The organism is Limnoraphis robusta CS-951 (assembly GCF_000972705.2).
Genome location: NZ_LATL02000235.1, coordinates 1 through 22930 on the forward strand (window position 1 = coordinate 1; position 22930 = coordinate 22930).

22 protein-coding genes are annotated in these 22930 nt (G+C 43.6%); 10 read left to right on the forward strand and 12 right to left on the reverse strand.

Features of this window, described 5'->3' with window-relative positions:
* Positions 1–186: 186 nt before the first annotated feature.
* Positions 187–780 (reverse strand): phycobiliprotein lyase, encoded by a 594-nt coding sequence (locus WN50_RS19955; RefSeq protein WP_046277608.1) that lies wholly within the window; start codon positions 778–780, stop codon positions 187–189.
* 308 nt (positions 781–1088) lie between these two features.
* Here WN50_RS19955 and WN50_RS19960 point away from each other — a divergent pair, with 308 nt between their 5' ends.
* Positions 1089–1256, forward strand: coding sequence for an NblA/ycf18 family protein (locus WN50_RS19960; protein ID WP_046277609.1), 168 nt, complete (start codon positions 1089–1091; stop codon positions 1254–1256).
* A 75-nt stretch (positions 1257–1331) separates the two neighbouring features.
* The gene (locus WN50_RS19965; protein WP_046277610.1) at positions 1332–2534 is read left to right on the forward strand and encodes an RNA-guided endonuclease InsQ/TnpB family protein; all 1203 of its coding nucleotides are present in this window, start codon (positions 1332–1334) and stop codon (positions 2532–2534) included.
* Between the two features lie 65 nt (positions 2535–2599).
* Here the strand turns inward: WN50_RS19965 and pstB are convergent, their stop codons facing one another.
* The 5 genes from pstB to pstS all read right to left on the reverse strand — a co-directional run bounded on the left by pstB (position 2600) and on the right by pstS (position 7340).
* Positions 2600–3421 carry a phosphate ABC transporter ATP-binding protein PstB gene (gene pstB, locus WN50_RS19970; protein ID WP_046277611.1) on the reverse strand — a complete coding sequence of 274 codons (822 nt, stop codon included), beginning with the start codon at positions 3419–3421 and terminating at the stop codon, positions 2600–2602.
* 85 nt (positions 3422–3506) lie between these two features.
* Complete coding sequence (gene pstA / locus WN50_RS19975; protein ID WP_046277612.1) at positions 3507–4397, reverse strand: phosphate ABC transporter permease PstA; 891 nt, start codon at positions 4395–4397, stop codon at positions 3507–3509.
* 79 nt (positions 4398–4476) lie between these two features.
* Complete coding sequence (gene pstC / locus WN50_RS19980; RefSeq protein ID WP_046277613.1) at positions 4477–5433, reverse strand: phosphate ABC transporter permease subunit PstC; 957 nt, start codon at positions 5431–5433, stop codon at positions 4477–4479.
* An 84-nt stretch (positions 5434–5517) separates the two neighbouring features.
* Positions 5518–5910 carry a substrate-binding domain-containing protein gene (locus tag WN50_RS19985; RefSeq protein ID WP_342586772.1) on the reverse strand — a complete coding sequence of 131 codons (393 nt, stop codon included), beginning with the start codon at positions 5908–5910 and terminating at the stop codon, positions 5518–5520.
* Between the two features lie 275 nt (positions 5911–6185).
* Positions 6186–7340, reverse strand: coding sequence for a phosphate ABC transporter substrate-binding protein PstS (gene pstS, locus WN50_RS19990; RefSeq protein WP_046277614.1), 1155 nt, complete (start codon positions 7338–7340; stop codon positions 6186–6188).
* A gap of 264 nt (positions 7341–7604) precedes the next feature.
* Here pstS and bioB point away from each other — a divergent pair, with 264 nt between their 5' ends.
* The 4 genes from bioB to WN50_RS20010 all read left to right on the forward strand — a co-directional run bounded on the left by bioB (position 7605) and on the right by WN50_RS20010 (position 12594).
* Entirely contained in the window at positions 7605–8738 is a 1134-nt protein-coding gene (gene bioB, locus WN50_RS19995) for a biotin synthase BioB (protein WP_152964877.1), read from the forward strand.
* Positions 8739–8891: 153 nt separating this feature from the next.
* Positions 8892–9476, forward strand: a complete 585-nt coding sequence (locus WN50_RS20000; RefSeq protein WP_046277615.1) for a biotin transporter BioY — start codon at positions 8892–8894, stop codon at positions 9474–9476.
* Between the two features lie 244 nt (positions 9477–9720).
* Positions 9721–10230, forward strand: a complete 510-nt coding sequence (gene lspA, locus WN50_RS20005; protein ID WP_046277616.1) for a signal peptidase II — start codon at positions 9721–9723, stop codon at positions 10228–10230.
* Between the two features lie 102 nt (positions 10231–10332).
* Complete coding sequence (locus WN50_RS20010) at positions 10333–12594, forward strand: transglycosylase domain-containing protein (RefSeq protein WP_046277617.1); 2262 nt, start codon at positions 10333–10335, stop codon at positions 12592–12594.
* A 77-nt stretch (positions 12595–12671) separates the two neighbouring features.
* Here WN50_RS20010 and WN50_RS31060 read toward each other — a convergent pair whose 3' ends face one another.
* From WN50_RS31060 to WN50_RS20030, 4 genes are all read right to left on the reverse strand, one after another.
* A complete protein-coding gene (locus tag WN50_RS31060; protein ID WP_053221556.1) occupies positions 12672–13268 on the reverse strand; it encodes a superoxide dismutase family protein in 597 nt (198 codons plus the stop codon).
* Between the two features lie 123 nt (positions 13269–13391).
* Positions 13392–14393: an ABC transporter ATP-binding protein gene (locus WN50_RS20020; RefSeq protein WP_046277618.1), complete on the reverse strand. Its 1002-nt coding sequence runs from the start codon at positions 14391–14393 to the stop codon at positions 13392–13394.
* Positions 14394–14635: 242 nt separating this feature from the next.
* On the reverse strand, positions 14636–14998 hold the full coding sequence (locus WN50_RS31065) for an SH3 domain-containing protein (RefSeq protein WP_053221557.1): 363 nt from the start codon (positions 14996–14998) through the stop codon (positions 14636–14638).
* Between the two features lie 84 nt (positions 14999–15082).
* Positions 15083–15916, reverse strand: a complete 834-nt coding sequence (locus WN50_RS20030; protein WP_046277643.1) for an alpha/beta hydrolase — start codon at positions 15914–15916, stop codon at positions 15083–15085.
* A gap of 84 nt (positions 15917–16000) precedes the next feature.
* Here WN50_RS20030 and gcvH point away from each other — a divergent pair, with 84 nt between their 5' ends.
* The 4 genes from gcvH (at position 16001) to WN50_RS20050 (ending at position 20523) form a co-directional block, all read left to right on the forward strand.
* Positions 16001–16390 (forward strand): glycine cleavage system protein GcvH, encoded by a 390-nt coding sequence (gene gcvH / locus WN50_RS20035; protein WP_046277619.1) that lies wholly within the window; start codon positions 16001–16003, stop codon positions 16388–16390.
* Between the two features lie 335 nt (positions 16391–16725).
* Positions 16726–19701: an aminomethyl-transferring glycine dehydrogenase gene (gene gcvP / locus WN50_RS20040; protein WP_082172501.1), complete on the forward strand. Its 2976-nt coding sequence runs from the start codon at positions 16726–16728 to the stop codon at positions 19699–19701.
* A 184-nt stretch (positions 19702–19885) separates the two neighbouring features.
* Entirely contained in the window at positions 19886–20125 is a 240-nt protein-coding gene (locus tag WN50_RS20045; RefSeq protein WP_046277620.1) for a DNA-directed RNA polymerase subunit omega, read from the forward strand.
* Between the two features lie 131 nt (positions 20126–20256).
* Complete coding sequence (locus tag WN50_RS20050; RefSeq protein ID WP_046277621.1) at positions 20257–20523, forward strand: hypothetical protein; 267 nt, start codon at positions 20257–20259, stop codon at positions 20521–20523.
* A gap of 9 nt (positions 20524–20532) precedes the next feature.
* Here the strand turns inward: WN50_RS20050 and WN50_RS20055 are convergent, their stop codons facing one another.
* On the reverse strand, positions 20533–21891 hold the full coding sequence (locus WN50_RS20055; protein WP_046277622.1) for a flippase: 1359 nt from the start codon (positions 21889–21891) through the stop codon (positions 20533–20535).
* A 17-nt stretch (positions 21892–21908) separates the two neighbouring features.
* A complete protein-coding gene (locus tag WN50_RS20060; protein ID WP_049560452.1) occupies positions 21909–22715 on the reverse strand; it encodes a hypothetical protein in 807 nt (268 codons plus the stop codon).
* Positions 22716–22930 lie beyond the last annotated feature (215 nt).

Genomic DNA, 22930 nt, shown 5'->3' on the forward strand with positions numbered 1-22930 from the left:
CCCGCCCCCTCGCCGTAACCAGCAAACCGTTTTGTAGGGGCGGGTTCTGCAATGATGTATTTCACTCACTAATAACTAATAAAATATTTAATTTTGTTAGGGGGTGGGGCGGGTTTATAAAAGTTGTCAGTTAGTGACATATCTAATTGCAGAACCCGCCCCTACCGATCCGGTGTTCCCTATAAATTACCAACCTAAAGCAGAATAAAAAGCTGTATTTTCTGCATTTTCAGACTCAGAAGAAGCCTTTGAGTCTGTCTCCTCAATCCGAATTTCTGTACAGAATGTAGAAGTATTAAACCCACCGAACCGTTTAACTGCACTGGTTCGCATTCTGACATTAGGACTGGCAAACCAAAAGCGTTCAATCGAACTCATCGTTTCATATTCAGTGACTAAGATTAAAGCATCATCTTCATCCATCTCAAACTGTCCGACAACCGGAACAATTTCCGCATAGCCTCGTTCTCGCAACATTCGACCTTTGCGGGGATTATCCGCATCAGGAACAATAGCAAAAACCGTCGAACCGGAGTGATTTTCATCATCCTTATCCCAAGCCATTTCACCATTCCAAGTCACATAGGCACCTCCGGCTGCAATTGCCGGATCGACATCGTGCATTTTGCAGATTTCAACCACTTTTGGATCATCCGCACTCAGGGCTTCAACGTTGATTTTAGAATGACCCTTTTCAGCTTGTCTAAAAGCTAAATGATGGGTAGTTCGTAAAGACTGCCACTGTCCCGCACTCTGCCGAAAGAATTGCATTGCATCCATGCAGAAACTCTCCCTTTGATTGATTTTATAGGCTAATACCTTTTCTATGATAGGGCTATTCGGGTTCCGGGGGAGACAGTCATCGCTCACCCCCGTCAGCAATTTTTTACCTATTCCCAGTACCCAGTACCCAGTACCCTGATCTAACTATAAACTTTTGCAAAGTATATTAGTGAAAAATTGTACATCATGGACAGATTGTCAAGTAGTTGTTACGATAATTTACAAACAGAGAAGAGCAGAGTAGACGGTCCCACGTTACCTGCTAATTCTGTAGGTAGAAGTTGCACGTCCAAGAGGAGAACACAATGAAAGCACCTGGAAATCTAAGTTTAGAGCAACAGTTCAAGCTCCAAGTCCTGCGGGAGCAAGTTAAGGGTCTGAGCCTAGAAGAAGCTCAAGACTATTTGCTGGAAGTCTTACGCCAAAGTATGGTTAAAGATAATTTGATGCGTCACTGGATGAAAAACCCTTGACGAAGGACAACACAAAAAAGAAGTCAGAAGCACCTCTGTCCTCTGACTTCTATAGATTCTCAATGTAGAGTAGCAATGTTAGAGGTTCTCAAAGTAAGACTGTACCCAAACAAAGAACAAGAAGTGGCTTTAGCTAAAAACTTTGGCTGCTGTCGCATGGTATGGAATTATTATTTAGAGAAAACCAACACTCAGTACAAGGAAACAGGAAAAGGGTTAAGTTATTGCGACATGGCTGCATATTTAACTCAACTTAAAAAATTACCTAATTACTCGTTCCTACAAGAAGCTACTGCTGCTACATTACAGCAATCATTAAAGAATTTAGAAACTGCTTTCAAAAACTTCTTTGCTCACCGAGCTAGATTTCCTAAATTCAAAAACAAGCAGAAAAAACAATCAATTCGTTATCCCGAAAGTTGTTCGATTAAAGGGAATGGAGTCAAACTTCCCAAACTAGGGATTGTTAAAGCCAAACTCTCAAAAACAATTAGCAGCCCAATTAAATCTGTTACCGTGTCTAAGACAAGTACAGATAAATATTTTGCTGCTATTCTGTTTGAATCTGACAATTTACCCCTTGATATCACTGGGAAAATCTCAGGAATCGACTTAGGGTTAACAAGTTTGGTCACCGTGTTTGACGGTGAAACTTACACGAAAGTCGATCCAATTAAACCCACTAGAAAATATGCCAAGCGATTAAAAAGAAGGCAGCAAGCATCATCTCGAAAGACAAAGGGTTCTAATAACCGTAAGAAGCAAGTCAAAAGGGTTGCTAAAGTCCATGAAAAGATAGCAAACACAAGAGTTGACTTCCTTCATAAACTTTCCAGAAAGTTAGTTGACGAGAACCAAGTCATTGTAGTGGAAAACCTTTGCGTTAAAGGATTAGCACGCACCAAGCTAGCAAAATCTGTGTTAGATGCTAGTTTTGGAATGCTAATTAATTTCCTGGGCTACAAAATTGAAAGAGAGGGAGGAAAGTTGATTGAAGTTGACAGATTTTTCCCAAGTACAAAGCTTTGCAATTGCTGCAAATTCAAAAACGATTCATTGAATTTAAGTATTCGTGAATGGGTTTGTCCAAACTGTAAAACTCACCATGATAGAGATGAGAATGCAGCGAAAAACATCAGGGAAGAAGGTCTAAGAATACTGTCAACAAATACTGTGGGACACACAGAAATTCAAGCTTGTGGAGAAGAAATAAGACTCAGTAGTGCTTGCACTAAAAAGCATTCTTCCGTGAAACAAGAATCCCCCGTCACAGCTTAAGCTTGACGGGGGAGTGTCAACAACCCACCTCAAAGTTGAGGTAGAAAGAGTAAAATTGTTCTGTTTTATCCAAAACGACCACTTACATATTGTTGAGTAGATTCTTCTTGGGGATTTTGGAAAATCGTCTGGGTGTCATCAAACTCAACCAAATACCCGAAACGCTTACCCCCTTCAATCGCTTTGGCATTAAAGAAAGCTGTCAAATCTGCAACCCGTGTTGCTTGCTGCATATTGTGAGTTACGATAATAATCGTGTAATTTTCCTTGAGTTCGTGAATTAAATCCTCAACCGAGAGTGTAGAAATCGGGTCGAGAGAAGCACAAGGTTCATCCATCAATACAACATCAGGGTTCACCGCAACAGTCCGAGCAATACAGAGACGTTGTTGCTGACCTCCAGAAAGAGCAAAACCACTTTGACCGAGTTTATCTTTAACTTCATCCCAGAGTACTGCTTGACGGAGCGATCGCTCTACGATCTCATCCATTTGTTCTTTGGTTTTCGCCAATCCGTTCACCTTCACCCCGTAGGCAATATTATCATAAATCGATTTAGGGAAAGGATTCGGTTTTTGAAACACCATCCCTATCCGACGTCGGACTTCTACGGGGTCAATATCGGGGTCGTAGAGGTTCTTATTTTGATAATAAATCTTCCCATCTAAATGGAAAATCGGAATCAAATCATTGAGGCGATTAAAACATCGTAAGATTGTACTCTTACCACATCCAGAAGGGCCGATAAATGCGGTGACTTTATTTTTGGGAATATTCAGAGAAACACCCCGAACCGCCTTAAAATCGCCATAGAAAACGTCTAAATTCTCAGCTTGTAGAACCGTTTCCGTTTCGTTGACCGTTTTTTGATAGCTATAGTCCTTCATAACCCCTAACTTCCTGTAAATTTTTCAAGATTGAATCGTCCAGCACCCAGTGGTACAAATCTCCCAATTATTGAGTTTTCTGACCTTAAAAATCACCTTGACGAGAAGCCCAACGAGTCAGAATACTCGTGATCAAAACCAAAAGAACCAACACCAGGGAGGCAGCCCAAGCAAATTCCTGCAAAATCTTATCGAATCCTCGGGCAAATTCGTAAACCAAATAAGCCAAGGAAGGCAAAGTCGGTGCAAACGGCCCTCTAGGCCAGTTGTTGGTGTAAACCACAGTAAACAGCAAGGGAGCCGTTTCTCCGGCCGCCCGGGCGACTGCTAACGTTACCCCGGTCAAAATCGCCGGAATAGCTGCCGGAAGAACCACTTGTAAAACCGTTTGATAGTTGGATGCGCCAATTCCCACAGAAGCTTGACGGATATCTTGGGGAATAATTTGTAGAGCTTCATCTGTAGTTCGGACAATGGTTGGCAGCATCAATACTGCTAATGCAATGGCTCCGGCGATCACCGAAAACTGTCCGGTTGTCAAGACAATTGAACTATAAGCGAAAACCCCGGCAATAATCGAGGGAACTCCACTCATCACGTTCGTGGCGAAACGAATAGACTGAGCGACTTGACCCCCGCTAAACTCTGATAAGAAGATAGCGGCTAGCACTCCAAACGGAACCGCAATTAAAGCAGCGATCCCAACCACCATGAGCGTACCTAAAATAGCACTGGCAATTCCACCCGTAGTTTGACCCGCAGCAGGAGGCAACTTGGTAAATAAGTCTATATTGAGGCGGCTTCCACCTTTGAGCAAAACGTAAAACAAAACCGCAAACAGAGGAATCACCGTCAGAGCGATGCAAGTCCCAGCAAGGCCCGTCATTGCAACATCTAAAATATCTCGGGGACGACTGCGATCGCGAATTAAACTTTTAGCACCTGAATCGGTGTAAGGTTGAGCATAATTTGACATAGCGACTATGAGGATAACTTCAGTTTAACAACTCGAAACAATTTGCCCATCAGTCTTTGAGCGTAGATTTGTGCCTGAGTTACTGGTATTTTGATTGAACTCGGCTGACAATCATTTGAGCCAGAACATTAACGATCAAAGTCAGCAGAAAAAGCACCATCCCGGCATACATCAACGCCGAAACTTGCAAACCCGAAGCTTCAGGGAATTGGTTAGCCATCAGAGAAGCAATGGTGTTACCAGGAGCAAATAGAGAAATATTGACGTTGTTGGAGTTGCCAATAATCATGGTTGCCGCCATTGTTTCTCCCATCGCCCGCCCCAGTCCGAGCATCACTCCCCCAACAATCCCAGAAAAAGCAGCCGGAATTAAAATTTGGAAAATCGTGATCCAACGAGTTGCACCCAAGCCCATCGAAGCTTGCCGTAAGTCCGAAGGTAAACTAGCCAGAGAGTCCCGAGCAATAACAGTGATAATTGGCAAAGTCATAATCGACAAAATCACACCCGCCGGAAACATACCGGGGCCAGCAGGAGGTGTACTAAAGATGGGAATCCAGCCCAAGCTTTTGTATATAAACATTTGGATGGGTCGTAAAAAGGGAATCAACACAAAAATTCCCCATAAACCATAGACAACACTGGGAATAGCAGCCAGCAGTTCGACGAGAAACGTTAAGATTCTGCGAACTCCGGGAGGAATAAAATCTTCACTCAAAAAAATCGCCGTTCCTAAACCCAAAGGAACAGCTATCAGCAAAGCAATAAAGGAACTAACTAGGGTTCCATAAATCATCGGCCAAGCGCCATAGGTTTCTTGAACCGGGTTCCAGGCGCTCGTAAACAGAAAACCTAAACCAAACTTTTGGAACGCGGGAATCGCTTGCTGGGCAATGGGCAATGCAATCAAAAGCAAAATTCCAGCAATACCCCAAGCAAAAATGCGCGTTAGCCAAATAAAGCCTGAGTCTAGTTTCTTCTCGACATCTGTGCGAGCTCGTCCAACATCTCGAACATTATTTGCGGGTGCAACCATAATTCAGTATTTCGTGAAGGGTTTGTGTGTTTATTGTTTTGATGAATTCTAGAAAACAGAGGAAGATTTTCAAGTAGGCGTGAGCTATGGCAGGCAAAAGGCGTTCATGCAAAAGGCAGTGAAATACTTGCTGTAATAACGAAAAACCACAGTTAACGGTTGGTTTGACAATTGCACACCAGGGTGATCTTTGGCGATCGCCGGATCGTTCCAGTTTCTAATCTGACCGAGAAAAATATCTGCATAAGTCTTCTGAGACAATCTCAGATTCTCCACCCCTGGAAAATTGTAAGCTAAAACAATGCTCTTTGCTGTCATTGGCAGCAAGAAAACCCCTCTTTGAACTCGGGCAATTTCTTCATCGGTCATTGCCACATCACGAGCGCTAAACTGTACTAACCGTTGATACAACGGAGCGGGAAAAGATGCACCCGCGCCCACTAAGTTAACTCGTTGGCCATCGAACGAGCCGATCATTACCAGAACCATTGGTACTGTCGTTGCCTCCACAAGAGGCTAGCACCAACACCGAAGCGACTGCCAAAACCTGAGTGATCCGACTTAAGAGATTGATTAGATTGAGACAAAAGAGTAACCATAATTTAGTGTTTTGAGCGTCCGTTTGTTTTCCTAATCAATCTTGCGAAACCATCCATAAACCGTTTTTCGGGTTAGACAAGCCATTTCAACTGTCTGTTTCGCAGATAATTGACCTGGAAACAAACAGCTTCCCAGTGATCATCACCACCCAGTTAATTTACATTGATCTGGTAATCGGGGCTAATTTGATCGGCAACTGCTGCAACTTTCTCTCTGACGTTCTGAGGCAGTTTAATATAGCCTAAATCGGGGCCGATTTCTTGACCTTTAGTTAAGCCGTATTCCACCATCGCCTCAATGGATTTAGCAACTTCTGGATCGGGGTATTCTTCGTAAATTAGGAGCCAGGTATAGCTAACAATGGGATAGGATTCTTCTCCCTCTGGATCGGGAACAAATGCTCGTAAGTCTGCCGGTAATTCAATGGCTTCTAGTGTTTTGGAGGTTGATTCATCGGTAAGTTCAATGAACTGACCCGACTTGTTTTCTAGGGCTGCCAGAGGTATACCCGCACTCTTAGCATAACCATATTCAATGTAACCAATAGCGCCGGGGGTTTGACTGACCTGAGCCGTTACGCCTTCATTCCCTTTACCGCCAATTCCTACCGGCCACTGTACGGTTTTACCATCTCCGACGCTGTTCTTCCATTCTTCACTAGCAGCACTCATGTGCTTGGTGAATACTCCTGTAGTTCCACTACCGTCAGAACGATAGACTACCGTAATCGGTTGATCGGGTAATTGCAGGCCGGGGTTATCTTCGGCGATCGCTGGGTCATTCCAGTTGGTAATCTTACCCAGAAAGATGTCTGTATAAGTTTGCCGAGATAGCTTGAGTCCTTCCACTCCAGAAAGATTATAAGCTAAACCGATACTTCCTGCTGTTACAGGCAGCATTAAAACCCCTTTTTGAACTTTGGCAATTTCTTCATCGGTCATTGCCACATCGCTAGCGGCAAACTGCACCAAGCCTTGGGTAAACCGTTCGACTCCCGCTCCACTACCCACAGACTGGTAATCAATTTGCAAGTTCTGTGTACCTTGAGAAAATTCTTGAAACCAACGCTGATAAAGAGGAGCCGGGAATGTTGCTCCTGCACCCACTAAGTTTACTTGTTGGTTGAGAACGAGTCTAGCATCGGCCGCATCCCCAGATGCAGCCGGGGCTGTGCCACCACCACCACCTGTTGTATTGGTTGCGGTATCGGTGCCCCCTCCACAAGCGGCTAACGTCGCCACGAGAGCCACAGCCGAAACTTTTGCGATCAAGCTAGAGAGATTGATTGAATTGAGATGAAAAACCATAACAATGGGATTGTTGTGTTGACTGCACGAATACCCTAGAGGATAGCGTCTCACTAACAAATCAAGGTAAAGGAAAGGTTAAAGATTCAGCAAAATTATTAATCAAGAAGCAAATCTTAATCAATCGTCTCAGAAGGAGGCAAAATTTTATAGAATCTCTTTCAATCAACAGATACAACATACAAGCTCAACAGGAACAGGGGTAGCGGGTAACAGCTCCGGGGTGATAAATCACTGAAAAAGTAGTAAGATGGTAAAATTTGGATGAATTTAAAACTACAGAAGCGTAACGTGGTTCAAGTCCCACTCTCAACCCATCTTCAAGGCGACGGCTCAATCTCTTCTCTAGAGAACGTTCCAGCACAGGGAATCTCGCAATCCCTTCAAACCTGGCTGAAGGATCTAGCCGATCGGATCATTTCGGGAGATTCCATCAGTCGCTCAGAAGCGATCGCCCTGACCCAACAAATCACAACGCAAGATGAGATTCTGCTGCTGTGTGAAGCCGCCGATCGCGTCCGTCAAGCCTGTTGTGGTAATATCGTTGATCTCTGTAGCATCATCAACGTTAAATCAGGAAACTGCTCAGAAAACTGTGGCTTTTGTTCTCAGTCGGCTCATCATCCCGGTGACAATTCCCCGGTTTATGGCTTAAAATCCCCTGAAGAAATTCTAGCCCAAGCGAAAGCCGCCGAAGCTGCCGGAGCCAAACGCTTCTGTTTGGTTTCTCAAGGACGCGGCCCCAAATATAGTAGTCCAAAGTCTACTGAATTTGAACAAATTTTAGAGACGGTCAAGCGTATTCAGACTGAAACCCACATCAAACCCTGTTGCGCCCTGGGAGAACTCACCCCCTCACAAGCCACGGCTTTAGCTGAAGCTGGCGTTACCCGCTACAACCATAACTTAGAAGCCTCAGAAACGTTCTATCCCCAGATCGTCAGTACCCACAGTTGGCGCGATCGCGTCGAAACCGTGAAAAACCTCAAAGCAGCCGGAATTCAAGCCTGCACAGGCGGTATTCTCGGGATGGGTGAATCTTGGGAAGATCGCATCGACTTAGCCCTAGCCTTACGGGAACTGGAAGTTGAGTCAGTTCCGTTGAACCTCTTGAACCCCCGAGAAGGAACGCCCCTCAGTGATCAACCCAAACTAGACCCCTACGAAGCCTTAAAAGCGATCGCCATCTTTCGACTGATTCTCCCCAAACAAATTCTTCGCTACGCAGGAGGACGAGAAGCCGTCATGGGTGAACTGCAAAGCCTGGGGTTAAAATCAGGGATAAACGCTATGTTAATCGGAAACTACTTGACGACTCTCGGCCAGTCCCCTGAACAAGATCAGGCGATGCTAGAGTCTTTAGGACTGATCGGAGGAGAAGCACCTGTTTTACAGTGAACAGGGAACAGTCAACAGGGAACAGTCAACAGGGAACAGGGAACAGGGAACAGTGAACAGGTAATAGCTGATAACTGATAACTGAAATAACTGATAACTGATAACTGATAACTGTAAAAGCTGGTAACTGATAACTGATAACTGATAACTGTAATGACTCCTCCCTTGGAATTGCTGTGGGCAATTATTGGCGTTATTTTAACCATCGGTGGCACATTTTTAGAAGCATTTGCTGCCGATCCATCTTGGCTATGGGAACAACAAGAAATCTCGGTTTATTCTTTAGGAGTCACTTATCAAATAGGGGCTGTTTTGTTGGTCGGTTGTATGGGCGGAAAAAATGCAGCCGCTATCTCACAAATTGCTTATCTCGTCCTCGGTTTAACGGTTTTACCTGTCTTTTCTGAAGGGGGCGGGATTGGCTATTTACGAGAACCTACCTTTGGTTATTTACTGGGTTTTGTTCCCGGTGGTTGGGTTTGTGGCATGATCGCCTTTAAAGCTAGCCCAAAGTTAGAACTTTTAGCATTTAGTTGTTTGTGTGGTTTGTTAATCATTCATGGAGTCGGAATCACCTATTTAATTGGTAATCATGTTTTTGAAGGATTCACCACTCAAAATCTATCTTTAATAGACTCCATTCAAAAATACTCCCTTCATCCTCTGCCCGGTCAACTTGGTGTCGCCTGTGCGATTACCGTGTTATCCTATGTATTGCGTGGGTTAATGTTTTATTGAATCAAAATCCCCTAAAAATAGACAGTTGATGTCCGCTTTTCTTTCCCGGTTCCCCGTTTATAAGAAGAATTCAGAACTCAGGAGTCAGAATTCAGTATGAATTCTGTACGAGTGGGTGACGAATATTGGTTAAAACCTCGCCCTCAGTCAAGCGAAAAAAATTAAAATATTCTCGCCTTAAAACTCTATCCCTTTATGGGTAGAGTATTCTGAATTCTGAATTCTGTATTCTGACTCCTGTTTTATGCAATTTCAAAAAAATCCGATTTTTTGGATCGCTGGAATTCTCAGTTTAATTGTCGATCATCTCACGAAATTTTGGATCGTTCAAACCTTAGAACTGACCAATCCTCCCCAAACAATTCCCCTGTGGCCAGATGTTTTTCACTTGACCTATGTGATTAATACCGGGGCGGCATTTAGTTTATTTAGTAATGGGGGGGTATTGTGGTTGCGATGGTTATCGTTGGGGGTAAGTTTAGGATTAATGGGGTTGGCCTGGTGGGGGCCAAGGGTAAATCGTTGGGAACAAATTGGATATGGCTTAATATTAGGGGGAGCGTTAGGAAATGGCATTGATCGATTTGTCTCCGGTCATGTGGTCGATTTTTTAGATTTTCGCCTCATTCAATTTCCGGTGTTCAATTTAGCCGATGTTTCGATTAATATTGGGATTGTTTGTTTACTAATTGCGATGTTTATTGGAGAACAACCCCGCCGCCCTCCGACTGATCCATCCGACAGAAGACCTTAATTCCTCTTTCCCCAACACCCGACATCCAACACACCCCAAGTTCGAGAACTTGCGAGTAAAATGAGTGAAACGCTTTGTGCTGCTTGCCGATCATCGCTCAGTATGACATCAACGAAGCCTCCACAGAAGCCTAGAACCCTTCTGGGTGCTATCACTCAAGTTGTTCAGACCCTTCATGCGAAGGTCAATTTTTCTCGGCTGGTTCTCCAACCCAATGCCCGAGTCCCTGAATTGTGGGTACAAAATGCCGACGCGGATACTGCTGATGTATATCCCCTACTCGGCGATCGCTACACTTTGGGACGTTCCTCTCGTTCTTGTGATATCGTGGTGCGAAACCCGGTTGTCAGTCAGGTGCATCTGTGTCTCGTCCGTCGTGGGCGATCAAGATCGCGACAATTTGTCATCCAAGATGAAAACTCCACCAATGGTATCTATGTCGGGAGTCGTCGCATCGGTCAACTTCCCTTGCGTCATGGAGATTTAATCACTCTCGGCCCTCCTGAACTCGCTAACGGGGTGCGACTGCAATATGTTGATCCCCCCCCTTGGTACAGTCGTTTGCTGTGGTACAGCTTTTTAAGCCTCTGTGGGGTGAGCGCTTCAGCGACGGTGTTGGTCTTAGTTGAGTGGCAAAAATTCTCGGTTCGACCCCTCCCTAAAACGATCACGGGGCCTGTGATTGTATTTTCTCAGGACAATAGCCCCCTACGTCAATCGAGTAATAATGCTCATTTAGAAGTTGAAAATCTCTCGGACGTTTCCAAATATCTCCCCCAAGCCGTAATTGCCTCTGAGGATAGTCGTTTTTATTGGCATTTAGGAGTTGACCCGATTGGCATTACTCGAGCCTTTCTGACGAACGTGGAAGGCGGTACAATTCGTGAAGGCGGCAGTACAATCTCCCAGCAATTGGCAAGAAGTTTGTTTCGCGATTATGTGGGAACAGAAGATTCTGCGGGTCGGAAGTTGCGAGAAGCGATTGTTGCTTTAAAATTAGAAACGATTTATAGCAAAGAGAAGCTGTTATTAACCTATATTAATCGGGTTTTTTTGGGTTTGGATTTGTACGGTTTTGAAGATGCAGCCCAGTTTTATTTTGATAAATCCGCGAAAGAATTAACGCTTTCAGAAGCGGCAACTCTTGCCGGAATTTTACCCGCTCCGAATACGTTTAACCCGATTCAAAATTATCAGCTTGCTGTAGAATATCGCGATCGCGTGATTAGCCGGATGTTAGAATTGCGAATGGTCAGCGAAGAAGAAGCGGATCGAGCGAGGCGATCGCGAATTGAAATTAACCCCAAAGCGAAAGAACTTTTACAAAGCACGGTTGCACCCTATTTCTATGACTATGTATTCACCGAAATTGAAGAACTTTTAGGGGAACAACTCGCCCGAGAAGGCAACTTTATCGTCGAAACGGCGTTAGACCCTCAGTTTCAAAACAAAGCTGAAACTTCCCTTCGCAACAGTCTCAACACAGCCGGGAGGGCGGCGGATTTTTCCCAAGGGGCAATTGTGACGTTAAACTCGACGACGGGGGAAGTGGTTGCGATGGTTGGGGGTGTAGACTATCAAGAAAGTCAGTTTAACCGGGCGACTCAAGCTTTGCGTCAACCGGGATCGACTTTTAAAATTTTTAGCTATGCGGCGGCTTTAAATCAAGGTATTCCGCCGGGAAGTACCTATTCTTGTGAACCGTTAACTTGGCAGGGTCAAAGCTTTCGAGGTTGTGAACGCTCAGGCGGTAGTGTAGATATGTATCGGGGGATGGCATTATCTGAAAATGTTACCGCTTTGCGAATTGCTCAAGAAGTGGGTTTAGATCGAGTGATCACTATGGCACAACAGTTAGGAGTTCGTTCTGATCTTAAAGCGGTTCCGGGGTTAGTCATCGGTCAAAGTGAAGTAACGTTGTTAGAAATGACAGGTGCATTTGGTACGATTGCTAACGCAGGAATATTCAATCGTCCCCACGCGATTAAACGCATTTTAGATAGTAGTGATTGTACGGATATTAACGATATTACCAGTTGTCGGGTGATTTATTCTTATGATCGTGAAAACCCGGTTCGCCCTCAAGCTTTACAGCCGTTAGTTGCCAGTACAATGACTCAATTATTGCAGGGTGTGATCAGAGGGGGAACGGGTCAAGGTGCGTCGCTCGGAGTCGGAGAAGCGGGGAAAACAGGAACAACGGATGATAATGTTGATCTCTGGTTTATTGGGTTTGTACCCGAATATAATTTCACAACTGGCGTTTGGTTGGGAAATGATGATAATTCAGCGACGAATGGCAGTAGTGGGAATGCGGCTCAGTTGTGGAGAGATTATATGGGTCAGGTGTTAGGCATTCAGTAAATAGGGAATAGGGAACAGGGAGCAGGCAGTTTACAGTTTACACCTGACACCTGGTCACTGGTCAGGTGTAAACTGTTTTAGGCTTGTTTCTCAATAATACCGCACCCTAAGCGATCGCCGCCTGCTCCGCCTTGAACTCCTGTTGTGCCTTGATCTTCATCGACGTGTACGATAAAAGCACTACCATCTTCATCGAATAAACTTAACGGCCCAGGTGAGAGTGTGACGCGATTGCTACGATAGGTTAAAACAGCATTTCCTTGGGCATCAGCGACTAAATTGGGTAAGTCTCCCATGTGAAACGGATGATTGGCATCGGGGTCAGTATTTCCAAAAGGACCCGGATCAAAATGTCCGCCTGCCGCCCCAAAATCGGGTTCACATCTTGCAGTTTGATGAATATGAAATCCATGTTTACTATTGGGTGGTAAACCTGTAACTTCGGCTTTGACTTCTACCGTAGGTAAGATTTTTGAGGATTGATTTTGAATTAAAGTGACGATTCCTGAGAGATTAGAATCGGCTGTGCTTTTGATATTAGCAACCGCTACAATTTGATCATTATTGTTGGTTTGGGCAGTGGATTGAAAATTGCCAACCTGATCACAACTCACAACGATGAGCATCAACAACAATCCCAGTAGAACAGATAAAGTTTTTTGACTGGCTTTCATAGTGACGAATTTCTAGAAACTATTACTTATAACTCTTTTTATCAATACTGTAGCTCGACTGAGGGTTGTTGTTCTCTATCTTTGGGAAGTTTTTAAAAAAATACAATGAAAATAATTATCATTTTAATTCACTGTTCCCGCAGTAAAAACACGACCAATGACTTCTTCAATGGGAGGATCACTGATGGTTAAATCTAATACATCCATTTGCGCTAAAATTTGAGCAACGGTATTTGTTAGGGCATCTCGTTGAACCAACAACCGCACAGATTGTCCTTGAATGGATTCTATTTCTCCTGATTTTGCTAATATTTTTTGGAAGATTTCCGGCTGTTCTGGGGAATGATTTGCTAACTCTATTTTGACCTCTCGATAGGGGGAAAATCGTTCTAATAATCCTTCTAAACTGCCATCATATATTAACTCACCCTGATGAATTAAAATCACTCGTTTACACAAGGCTGTAATATCTGCCATATAATGACTGGTGAGCAGAATTGTTGCATGATACCGTTGATTATATTCGGCTAAAAACTCCCTGACTGCCACTTGAGCGTTTACATCTAAACCTAATGTCGGTTCATCTAAAAATAACACTTGGGGTCGATGTAATAAGGCTGCTAATAATTCCGCTTTCATCCGTTCCCCTAAAGACAACTTTCGCACAGGTTGTTTTAACTGTTCTTTGAGGGAAAGCATCTCGCTCAACTCACCCAAACGAGAGCGAAATTCGGAGTCGGAAATTCCATAAACGGCTGCATTAATTCTCAAAGAGTCTAAGGCGGGTAAATCCCAAATTAACTGTTGCTTTTGACCCATAATTAGGGTAATCTTATGTAAGAAGGAAGATTCTCGCTTAAAAGGGGTATGACCTGCAACTTTGACTAAGCCGCTAGAGGGATGAATGAGTCCAGTCAGCATTTTTAAGGTGGTGGTTTTTCCCGCCCCATTTGCACCCAAAAACCCGACAACTTCTCCGGCTTCTAGGGTAAAGGAAACCTCACGCACGGCTTGAACTTGGCGGTAAGTTCGGCTGAAAAAGTGACGCAGGGTTCCTTTTAACCCCGGTTCTTTGACGGCTACGGGAAAGACTTTACTCAACTGTTGGACGACAATAATTGACATAAGCGGTTGGGTTGGGTAGATGCGGAGAAAAAAATCTCCCTCCTTAATTTATCGCGTGTTTTTGCAAAGTGGATCGCAATTAAACCCTAACCGCATTGAGTTGATTAGACCTTATACCAATTCTTTATGAAGCTGCATCTAATTGATCCCCCCGGCTTCGCCACCCCCCTTAACAAGGGGGGATTAAGGGGGGATCATTAAAAGTTGCATGATTAGAAAGAAATGGTGTTAGCAGAAGTCAATTAACATTTGAGATAGGCAGCCCAGACGTAACCTTCCATGATAGAAGTGCGAATAAACGCCCATTTGTTGTTGTCGGAAGTTTTCAGCCATTCGACTTTCACGCCATCGGGTAAACTGCCGATAATTTTACCATTGGGAGTTGAACGCACATTTAGAGGGGTATTTGTGGGATCGGCAACGGAACAAGTGCGAATATTGGCGAGTTGATATTCGGCTTCAGGTAGATGTATCGAGTTGAGTCCAGTTTCCGAGGTGGGGTTGGGAGTCGTTAAGATCCCACTAGCGGAAAATTGGGGAACCCAAGTTAGGGAAATTCCCGTCAAAATCAGCAGGGATTTTCCGAAAAATTTAGCTGGTTTCATGGTGCAAGCGTCCTCGTGTTATGTGAACACGGTAAATGCACCCGCACTGAACTTCAAAGATGGACTGATTATACACTGAATGGGTTAGTTTGATCTATGATATTTTGCTACTATTTCGGTAAACTTTTGTAGGGTTTCTTGATAACGTTGTCCGGCGACTTCTAATAAATCGTTATGATCCGCCCCTTCTACCCAAAATGCTATTTTAGCTTGATTGGCTTTAGCGTAAAGTTGTTGTCCATGCCAAAAGGGGATGACTTGATCGTGATTTCCGTGCAGGATTAATACAGGACTACGAACTTGTTGAATTTTGGCCAGATTGGGAAATTTGTCAAAGGGAAACAGAGGAATACGAGTAACAACGCGAAAAATACTGACAAACGAACTTTCCAAAATTAACCCGCCAACGGGTTGACGAGAAGCCAAATCAACAGACGGCCCGCCCCCCACAGAACGACCATAAACGATAATGTTATGGGGAGGTCTATTTAACGTTTGGGTGAGGTAGTCGTAGGCGGCGTTAATGGCGTGATAGGTTCCTTTTACCGTTGGTTTTCCGGTACTCATCCCATAACCGGGATAGTCATAAGCTAAGACAGAAAAACCCATTTTTTGTAGCTGTTGTAAGCGTCGGCGAGTCAGTCCTAAGTCTTCAGCATTGCCATGACTGTAGAGGATTGTATACTGGGCTTGAGCGTTGGGTAAGTAGAGGGCTGTAATCTGATCGCCATTTGTAGCCCGAAGTTGGATAAAATCATCAGATTGGGTGTAACTAGCAGATGGCGGAAGAAAAATCAGGCGATCAGTCCCGAAGACAGCCCAAATAGCAACCAGAGCATAGATGATCAAGGTTGATTTTAGCAAGCGGCTCACAGAAAATTCTCCTATAATGAGGCGTTTGAGAGTCACTTTGTTCATTATTCTGGCTAATTGTGCTGGGATCATTAGATAACTCAGTTTGCAGTGTTAGGCTGAATTTTTTTCAATTTGTGAGGAACGATAATGGCGATTGAATATCCTGAAGATCTAAGATATACTGATACTCACGAGTATGTGAGACTTGATGGCGAAATTGCAACGATTGGCATTAGCAGTTTTGCAATTAGCCAACTTGGGGATATTGTGTTTCTAGAATTGCCGGGTGTCAACGATGCCGTTGAAAAAGGCGAATCTTTTGGCACTGTAGAGTCTGTTAAAGCCGTAGAAGATTTGAAAGCCCCAGTTAGCGGTACTGTCATCGAATGTAACGACGCTGTTGTAGATTCTCCTGAAGACCTGGCTGATGATCCCTATGGCGAGGGATGGCTCATCAAAGTCCGTATTGATGAAATCAATGACTTGGATGAATCTTTGTCAGCCGAGGAGTATCGTCAGCTTGTTGAAGGGGAGTAGGACTTAAGCGATCAGGACTAGGAACGGCAAAGCATCGATGACAATTCCTGACCCCTAATTTCGGAAACGATGAACAGAGTACCATCTATTAGCCGTCATCTGGGTTGAGTGTATCATAAGTAACTGTTCCTAGTCCCTGAATGATAGAATTTGTTACAAATGAATAAAGAAGTTGTACTTCTAATCTGGGGTAGTCCATCACCATGTAACAGGGTTCAGAAATATTGGGTGAGGTGTACTCTTCCAGTTGATTAAGAAGTTATTTTAATGTGCATCGTTCTGACTCTGAGAGATCAACCGCATACTATTAACCTTTTGGATTTTACCAAAATTTCATGTTAGATTTTCATTCAACCTCCAAAACAGAAGATCCGAATTGTCCCTCTGTCTCAACGGAAACTCATCAATTTTCTTCAACTTCTTCAGCTTCTAAGGATGAGCAACAATTGACTACCTTAACTGATCTTTTTTTGAAACGGCATATAGGCCCCGACTCCAACGCGATCAAACAGATGTTAGAAACGTTGGGATTTTCTGATCTCAATGAACTAATTGATCGCACCGTTCCCGCTAATATTCGCCTCAACCGTTCCCTGAAATTACCTGGGGCTAAAAGTGAATATTCAGCCCAAGCCCAACTGAAAGAAATAGCCTCAAAAAATCAAATCTTTCGCTCATTTATTGGGATGGGATATTCTAACTGTATCACGCCTCCGGTGATTCAACGCAATATTCTCGAAAATCCCGGTTGGTACACCGCTTATACGCCCTATCAAGCGGAAATTGCCCAAGGTCGTTTGGAAGCATTGTTAAACTTTCAAACGATGATTATTGATCTGACGGGGATGGAAATTGCCAATGCTTCTCTACTTGATGAAGCGACGGCTGCGGCGGAAGCGATGAGTATGAGTTATGGCGTTTCCAAAGCGAAATCGGATGTGTTTTTTGTCTCTGAAGATTGTCATCCTCAAACGATTGATGTGGTGAAAACTCGGGCTTTACCGTTAGGGATTGAAATTCTTGTCGGAGATTTTAAAACCTTTGATTTTCAGACTCCTATTTTTGGGGCGTTGCTACAATATCCCGCAACCGATGGGGCAATTTACGACTACCGAGAATTTATCGAAACTGCCCACAAACACAACGCATTAGTCACTGTAGCGGCTGATATTTTAAGCTTAACACTGTTAACGCCTCCTGGTGAATTTGGGGCAGATATTGTCGTGGGAAATACGCAACGGTTTGGGGTTCCTCTCGGCTATGGCGGCCCTCATGCGGCTTATTTTGCCACCAAAGAAGACTATAAACGCCAAGTCCCAGGACGTTTAGTTGGGGTGTCAAAAGATGCCAATGGAAACCCGGCTTTGCGTTTAGCTTTGCAAACCCGTGAACAACATATTCGCCGCGATAAAGCCACCAGTAATATTTGTACCGCCCAAGTTTTGTTAGCGGTTATTGCGGGAATGTATGCCGTCTATCATGGGCCGAATGGGTTAAAACAAATTGCTGAAACTATCCATCAGTTAACCACATTATTAGCCGCAGGATTACAACGCTTAGGCTATGAAATCAGCAGTGAAGCCTATTTTGATACCCTGCGAGTTAACTTAGGTTCTCAACCGTTACAAGAGATTCTCGATGCAGCCAAAGTTCATCAAATTAACCTGCGAACCCTTGATGAAAATACTGTTGGCATTAGTTTAGATGAAACCACAACCATTCAAGATTTAATTGACTTGTGGGAAATCTTCTCAGAAACCGATGAATTGCCCTTCCGAATTGATGAACTTTCGGTGAATTCAACGCTACCAGATGTTTTAAAACGCACGAGTGAATATCTCACCCATCCCGCTTTTAATCGTTATCATTCCGAAACCGAACTCTTGCGGTATATCCATCGTTTACAAGCCAAAGATTTATCGTTAACCACTTCGATGATTCCCTTGGGTTCCTGTACGATGAAATTAAACGCGGCAGCAGAAATGTTACCTGTAACTTGGCCGGAATTTGGGAAAATTCATCCCTTTGCCCCGAAATATCAAACCACAGGTTATCAAATTCTGTTCCAACAACTCGAACATTGGTTAGCAGAAATTACTGGATTTGATGGCATTTCTTTACAACCAAATGCAGGTTCTCAAGGCGAATATGCGGGTTTATTAGTGATTCGTCGTTACCATGAAGAACGAGGCGAAACCAACCGCAATATTTGTTTAATTCCTGAATCTGCACATGGTACAAACCCGGCTAGTGCGGTAATGTGTGGCTTAAAAGTGGTTCCGGTGAAATGTGATTCTGAGGGAAATATTGATATTGATGACCTCAAAATCAAAGCCGAAAAACACGGTAAAAATTTAGCCGCGTTGATGGTAACATATCCTTCGACTCACGGCGTTTTTGAAGAAGGAATTCAGGAAATTTGTGATATTATTCACAACAATGGTGGTCAAGTTTATATGGATGGGGCAAATATGAATGCCCAAGTCGGTTTGTGTCGTCCGGCTGATTTTGGGGCGGATGTTTGCCATTTAAACTTACACAAAACTTTCTGTATTCCTCACGGTGGCGGTGGGCCAGGAATGGGGCCAATTGGCGTTAAATCTCATTTAATTCCCTTTTTACCCGGACATTCAGTTGTCACAATGCAGGATGAAAATTCTCAATCTTTAGGGGCTGTTTCTGCGGCACCTTGGGGAAGTCCGAGTATTTTGGTAATATCTTGGATGTATATCGCCATGATGGGGGCGGAAGGGTTAACCGAAGCGACAAAAGTAGCGATTTTAAATGCTAATTATATCGCTCATTGTTTACAGGATTCTTACCCGATTTTATATAAGGGTAAAAATGATTTAGTTGCCCATGAATGTATTTTAGACTTGCGAGGCGTGAAAAAATCTGCGAATATTGAGGTCGATGATATCGCTAAACGGTTAATGGATTATGGGTTCCACGCGCCGACGGTTTCTTGGCCAGTACCGGGAACTATGATGGTTGAACCGACTGAAAGCGAGTCCAAGGCAGAATTAGACCGTTTCTGTGAAGCGATGATTGCGATTCGGCGTGAAATTTCAGCGATTGAGTCGGGAGACATGGACGGCGAAAACAACGCCTTAAAGAACGCGCCACACACCGCAGAATCGCTAATTGTGGGCGAGTGGAATCATCCCTATTCCCGTGAACAGGCGGCTTATCCGGCGCCTTGGTTGCGAAACCATAAGTTTTGGCCGACAGTTGGACGAATTGATAATGCTTATGGCGATCGCAATTTCGTTTGTTCTTGTTTACCCATGGAGGCTTATTCTGAGAATTAGAATCGCCTAAAATTTTGCGGTAATTATCAGGGAGAGATGTTTAATCTCTCTTTTTTTATGGGGAAAGTCACCACGAAGACACAAAGACACGAAGATTTGCAAGGATCACATGAATTTATCCTATTATTAACAGCAATTTTACCTGAGTTCTTTAGGATGGAACCGTAGAGAGAACGGAGTTGTCATGTATAACAAAATCTCCCCCGTGAATGCAGGTGAAATTAACCGTTTGGCAGAGACATTAATGAATGGTTCGAGTAGTCGTTATCAGATTACGGTGCAAATTGCGAAACGGGCGAAACGATTTCGTTATGAAGATTTTGATAACCCGAATGCTTCTGAAATCAAGCCTGTTTTGCGTGCTATTTTAGAGATGTCTGATGAAGTGACTCAACCGGAATTGATTCTTGATCAGATGGGTTAATATTACCAAAAGTTAAGCAGTTGATAACCCTTTCATAACTCATCTGTCGGGGATTTGTGATAGGATTTAATCAGAGACGTACTCAAGTTCTCAGACCGTATTTGGAAACTTACTCACTTATTCTACCTTTCATGTCTGGGATCTACTTAATTTGGTTAATAATTGCTCTGGTGACGACGTGGGCAGGTTTTAAGACAAAAGATGATGTTCATCGCATTGCCCTAATTTCGATGGGGTTATTTTTCTTCCTGTTGTTTTTGACGATAACTCCTGAATCCATTCAACTGTTTTTTAAGCTGATCTTTTTAATTCTGTTAGTTTTGTGGCGGTTTATCCTGCGTTCTTCTTTGCGTCTGCAACCTCAAAGTGTTCAGCAAGAACCTTGGAATAGAAACTAACTTTTAGGCTTAATTGGGGTTCGGTTTAGCAAAGATAGCGTAAACAATCGAAGGGTAAACGTTCAAATAGCGAACAACTAAAATATGCAGTAAAATATTCCACAATGCCATCGTTAAGGCTGTGGAAATGGCAGCACCGACAATTCCAAATAAGGGGATGGTGATGGCATTTAAAATAACGTTCATTACGGCACTGCATCCAAAAATAATAGCCGATTTATTTTGATGTCCTGTCATCACCATCAAATACCCCACCGAACCCGAACCGACGTTGACTAACTGTCCTAAAATTAAAAGGGTCATGGGTATACGAGCGGCTAAAAATTCTGAACCAAATAAGCTTAAAATCGGGTTAGCAAAGGCTATAATCGCAATAGAAAGAATTAAAGACGGCCAAAAAATCCAATGAGCAACAGTTGTCACTAATGATTGTAAACCTAAGCGATCATTTTGGGTGTAAAGCGTGGTAAAAACAGGTGCAACAACGGTATTAACCGCTTGTAAAACAAACTCTGTCCAAACTGAAGTTTTCGCGGCTGCACTGTAAATTCCCACTGCTTCCGGGCTAACCATTGTTCCAATCATCAAAATATCAGTTTGCTTGAGAACAATAGAAAATACCCCTTGTAGTAACAAAGGAAAAGCCACCTGCAACCATTCAAGGGTCTGATATTCTGGAGTTGGTAACTGATATTCACGCTTGAGTTGATGTTGTAGAAAATACCACTGACTTCCCACAACAATCATCAGAGAGAAAACAGATAGACTCAAAACCCACTCGCTGGTTAAATCGGGGTTAATTTTCCAGAGGATAAAAGCTCCTAAAAATACTAAGCAGGGTTCGATTAAATGAAAAGGAGCATAGGCTAAAAGAATTTTATTAAAAGCCCGAGCAATTTCTAATTGCAGTTTTGCTAAAGCAATAAAAGGGACTAGCCAAACTCCAATTAACAGAGGAGTAAAATAGATCCAACGGGAATCTTGAAAGATGAAAATTAAAACAGTTGTTCCTAACGTTAGGACAATACTAACAACCCCAGTTAACCGCCAAGTCCCTCGAATTAAACCCCTTAATTTTTGCGATTGTTGAGTCACTTGATATTCAACAATAAACCGCAAGACCGCAGTCGGTAAACCCAGCCCACCGAAAATTGCCAGTAATAATGTTAGGGAAATAACATATTCATAAATCCCAAATTCTGCCGTTCCTAACCAACGAGCCAGAAAAATCTGCACAATATAAGTTGTCAGTCCAACCCCTGAAACCTGCACTAAAAAGGCAATTCCCGCACCTTTCGCCAAATTCCGCAGTAAAGGAGAGTCAGAAAAAGGTTGACTCAATCGAGTCCAGATGCGCCGAATTCCCATTGAAAATTGCAGAGAGGTTAACGATTGCGTCTCGTTTTCACTTGGGGCGGAAGAAAGTCCGTTTGCTCATCATAGAAAGCATAGGGCCAAGCAAAGTTAATGGGTTGCATGGGATACTTTTTCACGCTAGAGGAACGTCGCTGGGGTTGAGTCAGAACAAAAATCAAACTCAAGATAAAAATACTACCGCCTAAAAATAGAGCGACAACAATCCCCACCAAAACCCAAAGTACAGCCGCTTGAATGTTAGAGCTGCTTCCGGCAACAGACTGAACCGGAAACGCTTTAGACGGGCCAGAAGTCCAGGCCATCATCCGTTGCTGTTCATTGATTTGCATCAACAGTTGCTCATTCTTGATGCGTTGCTGCTCCGTTTGAGAGGTCAACTGCTCGATTTGCATTCGCTGACGTTCCGTTTGCGTCGTCAACTGCTCAATCTGCATCCGATGGCGCTCAAGTTGAGTGGTCAGCTGTTGGGTTGCGCTTTGCTGCTGCTGAAGTTGGTTTTGAAGCTGCGAGTCCGAATTTGGAGAGTCGTTGGGATTAGTCGGTGTCGCAGTTAGAGGCGGCGGAGGTGGAAGTTGGAATGAATTGTAAGGTTGATTGGGTTGTATTGGGCTAAATGGAAGCGTACCAAATGGCTGATTCGCTTGAGGAGGACTGAAAGGTAACACTCCATAAGGCTGATTACTATTGTTAGATTCAGAAGCATCTTTTGAGTTGCTAGAAGGCAGATCGCCGAACAATAGCCACCCAATGAGCAGTAAGAGGGCGGTCATCACCGTAAACATACACCCTCCCATAAATGCTGTCGTTTGACTCATTCCCTTCTGCTTCACGCCACCATTCCACTCTAACTATAAAGACTTGAATTTCAATGCTAAACCCTTTGTTTTTTCCGGGCTGATCCTTGAACTAGAACCAATTCCCACTCAGGAAGTATAGTGCATTTGAATCACTTCCGACCAGGGGGGCTGACTCCAAACTCTAAAGTTTTACTTTGAGTCAAGGACAGACAGGAATTCAACAACTTTTTGTC

Coding starts and splice junctions, on each gene's coding strand:
- WN50_RS19955 (WP_046277608.1), bottom strand. CDS start 780: ATGGATGCAATGCAATTCTTTCGGCAGAGTGCGGGACAGTGGCAGTCT.
- WN50_RS19960 (WP_046277609.1), top strand. CDS start 1,089: ATGAAAGCACCTGGAAATCTAAGTTTAGAGCAACAGTTCAAGCTCCAA.
- WN50_RS19965 (WP_046277610.1), top strand. CDS start 1,332: ATGTTAGAGGTTCTCAAAGTAAGACTGTACCCAAACAAAGAACAAGAA.
- pstB (WP_046277611.1), bottom strand. CDS start 3,421: ATGAAGGACTATAGCTATCAAAAAACGGTCAACGAAACGGAAACGGTT.
- pstA (WP_046277612.1), bottom strand. CDS start 4,397: ATGTCAAATTATGCTCAACCTTACACCGATTCAGGTGCTAAAAGTTTA.
- pstC (WP_046277613.1), bottom strand. CDS start 5,433: ATGGTTGCACCCGCAAATAATGTTCGAGATGTTGGACGAGCTCGCACA.
- WN50_RS19985 (WP_342586772.1), bottom strand. CDS start 5,910: ATGATCGGCTCGTTCGATGGCCAACGAGTTAACTTAGTGGGCGCGGGT.
- pstS (WP_046277614.1), bottom strand. CDS start 7,340: ATGGTTTTTCATCTCAATTCAATCAATCTCTCTAGCTTGATCGCAAAA.
- bioB (WP_152964877.1), top strand. CDS start 7,605: ATGAATTTAAAACTACAGAAGCGTAACGTGGTTCAAGTCCCACTCTCA.
- WN50_RS20000 (WP_046277615.1), top strand. CDS start 8,892: ATGACTCCTCCCTTGGAATTGCTGTGGGCAATTATTGGCGTTATTTTA.
- lspA (WP_046277616.1), top strand. CDS start 9,721: ATGCAATTTCAAAAAAATCCGATTTTTTGGATCGCTGGAATTCTCAGT.
- WN50_RS20010 (WP_046277617.1), top strand. CDS start 10,333: ATGACATCAACGAAGCCTCCACAGAAGCCTAGAACCCTTCTGGGTGCT.
- WN50_RS31060 (WP_053221556.1), bottom strand. CDS start 13,268: ATGAAAGCCAGTCAAAAAACTTTATCTGTTCTACTGGGATTGTTGTTG.
- WN50_RS20020 (WP_046277618.1), bottom strand. CDS start 14,393: ATGTCAATTATTGTCGTCCAACAGTTGAGTAAAGTCTTTCCCGTAGCC.
- WN50_RS31065 (WP_053221557.1), bottom strand. CDS start 14,998: ATGAAACCAGCTAAATTTTTCGGAAAATCCCTGCTGATTTTGACGGGA.
- WN50_RS20030 (WP_046277643.1), bottom strand. CDS start 15,916: ATGAACAAAGTGACTCTCAAACGCCTCATTATAGGAGAATTTTCTGTG.
- gcvH (WP_046277619.1), top strand. CDS start 16,001: ATGGCGATTGAATATCCTGAAGATCTAAGATATACTGATACTCACGAG.
- gcvP (WP_082172501.1), top strand. CDS start 16,726: ATGTTAGATTTTCATTCAACCTCCAAAACAGAAGATCCGAATTGTCCC.
- WN50_RS20045 (WP_046277620.1), top strand. CDS start 19,886: ATGTATAACAAAATCTCCCCCGTGAATGCAGGTGAAATTAACCGTTTG.
- WN50_RS20050 (WP_046277621.1), top strand. CDS start 20,257: ATGTCTGGGATCTACTTAATTTGGTTAATAATTGCTCTGGTGACGACG.
- WN50_RS20055 (WP_046277622.1), bottom strand. CDS start 21,891: ATGGGAATTCGGCGCATCTGGACTCGATTGAGTCAACCTTTTTCTGAC.
- WN50_RS20060 (WP_049560452.1), bottom strand. CDS start 22,715: ATGAGTCAAACGACAGCATTTATGGGAGGGTGTATGTTTACGGTGATG.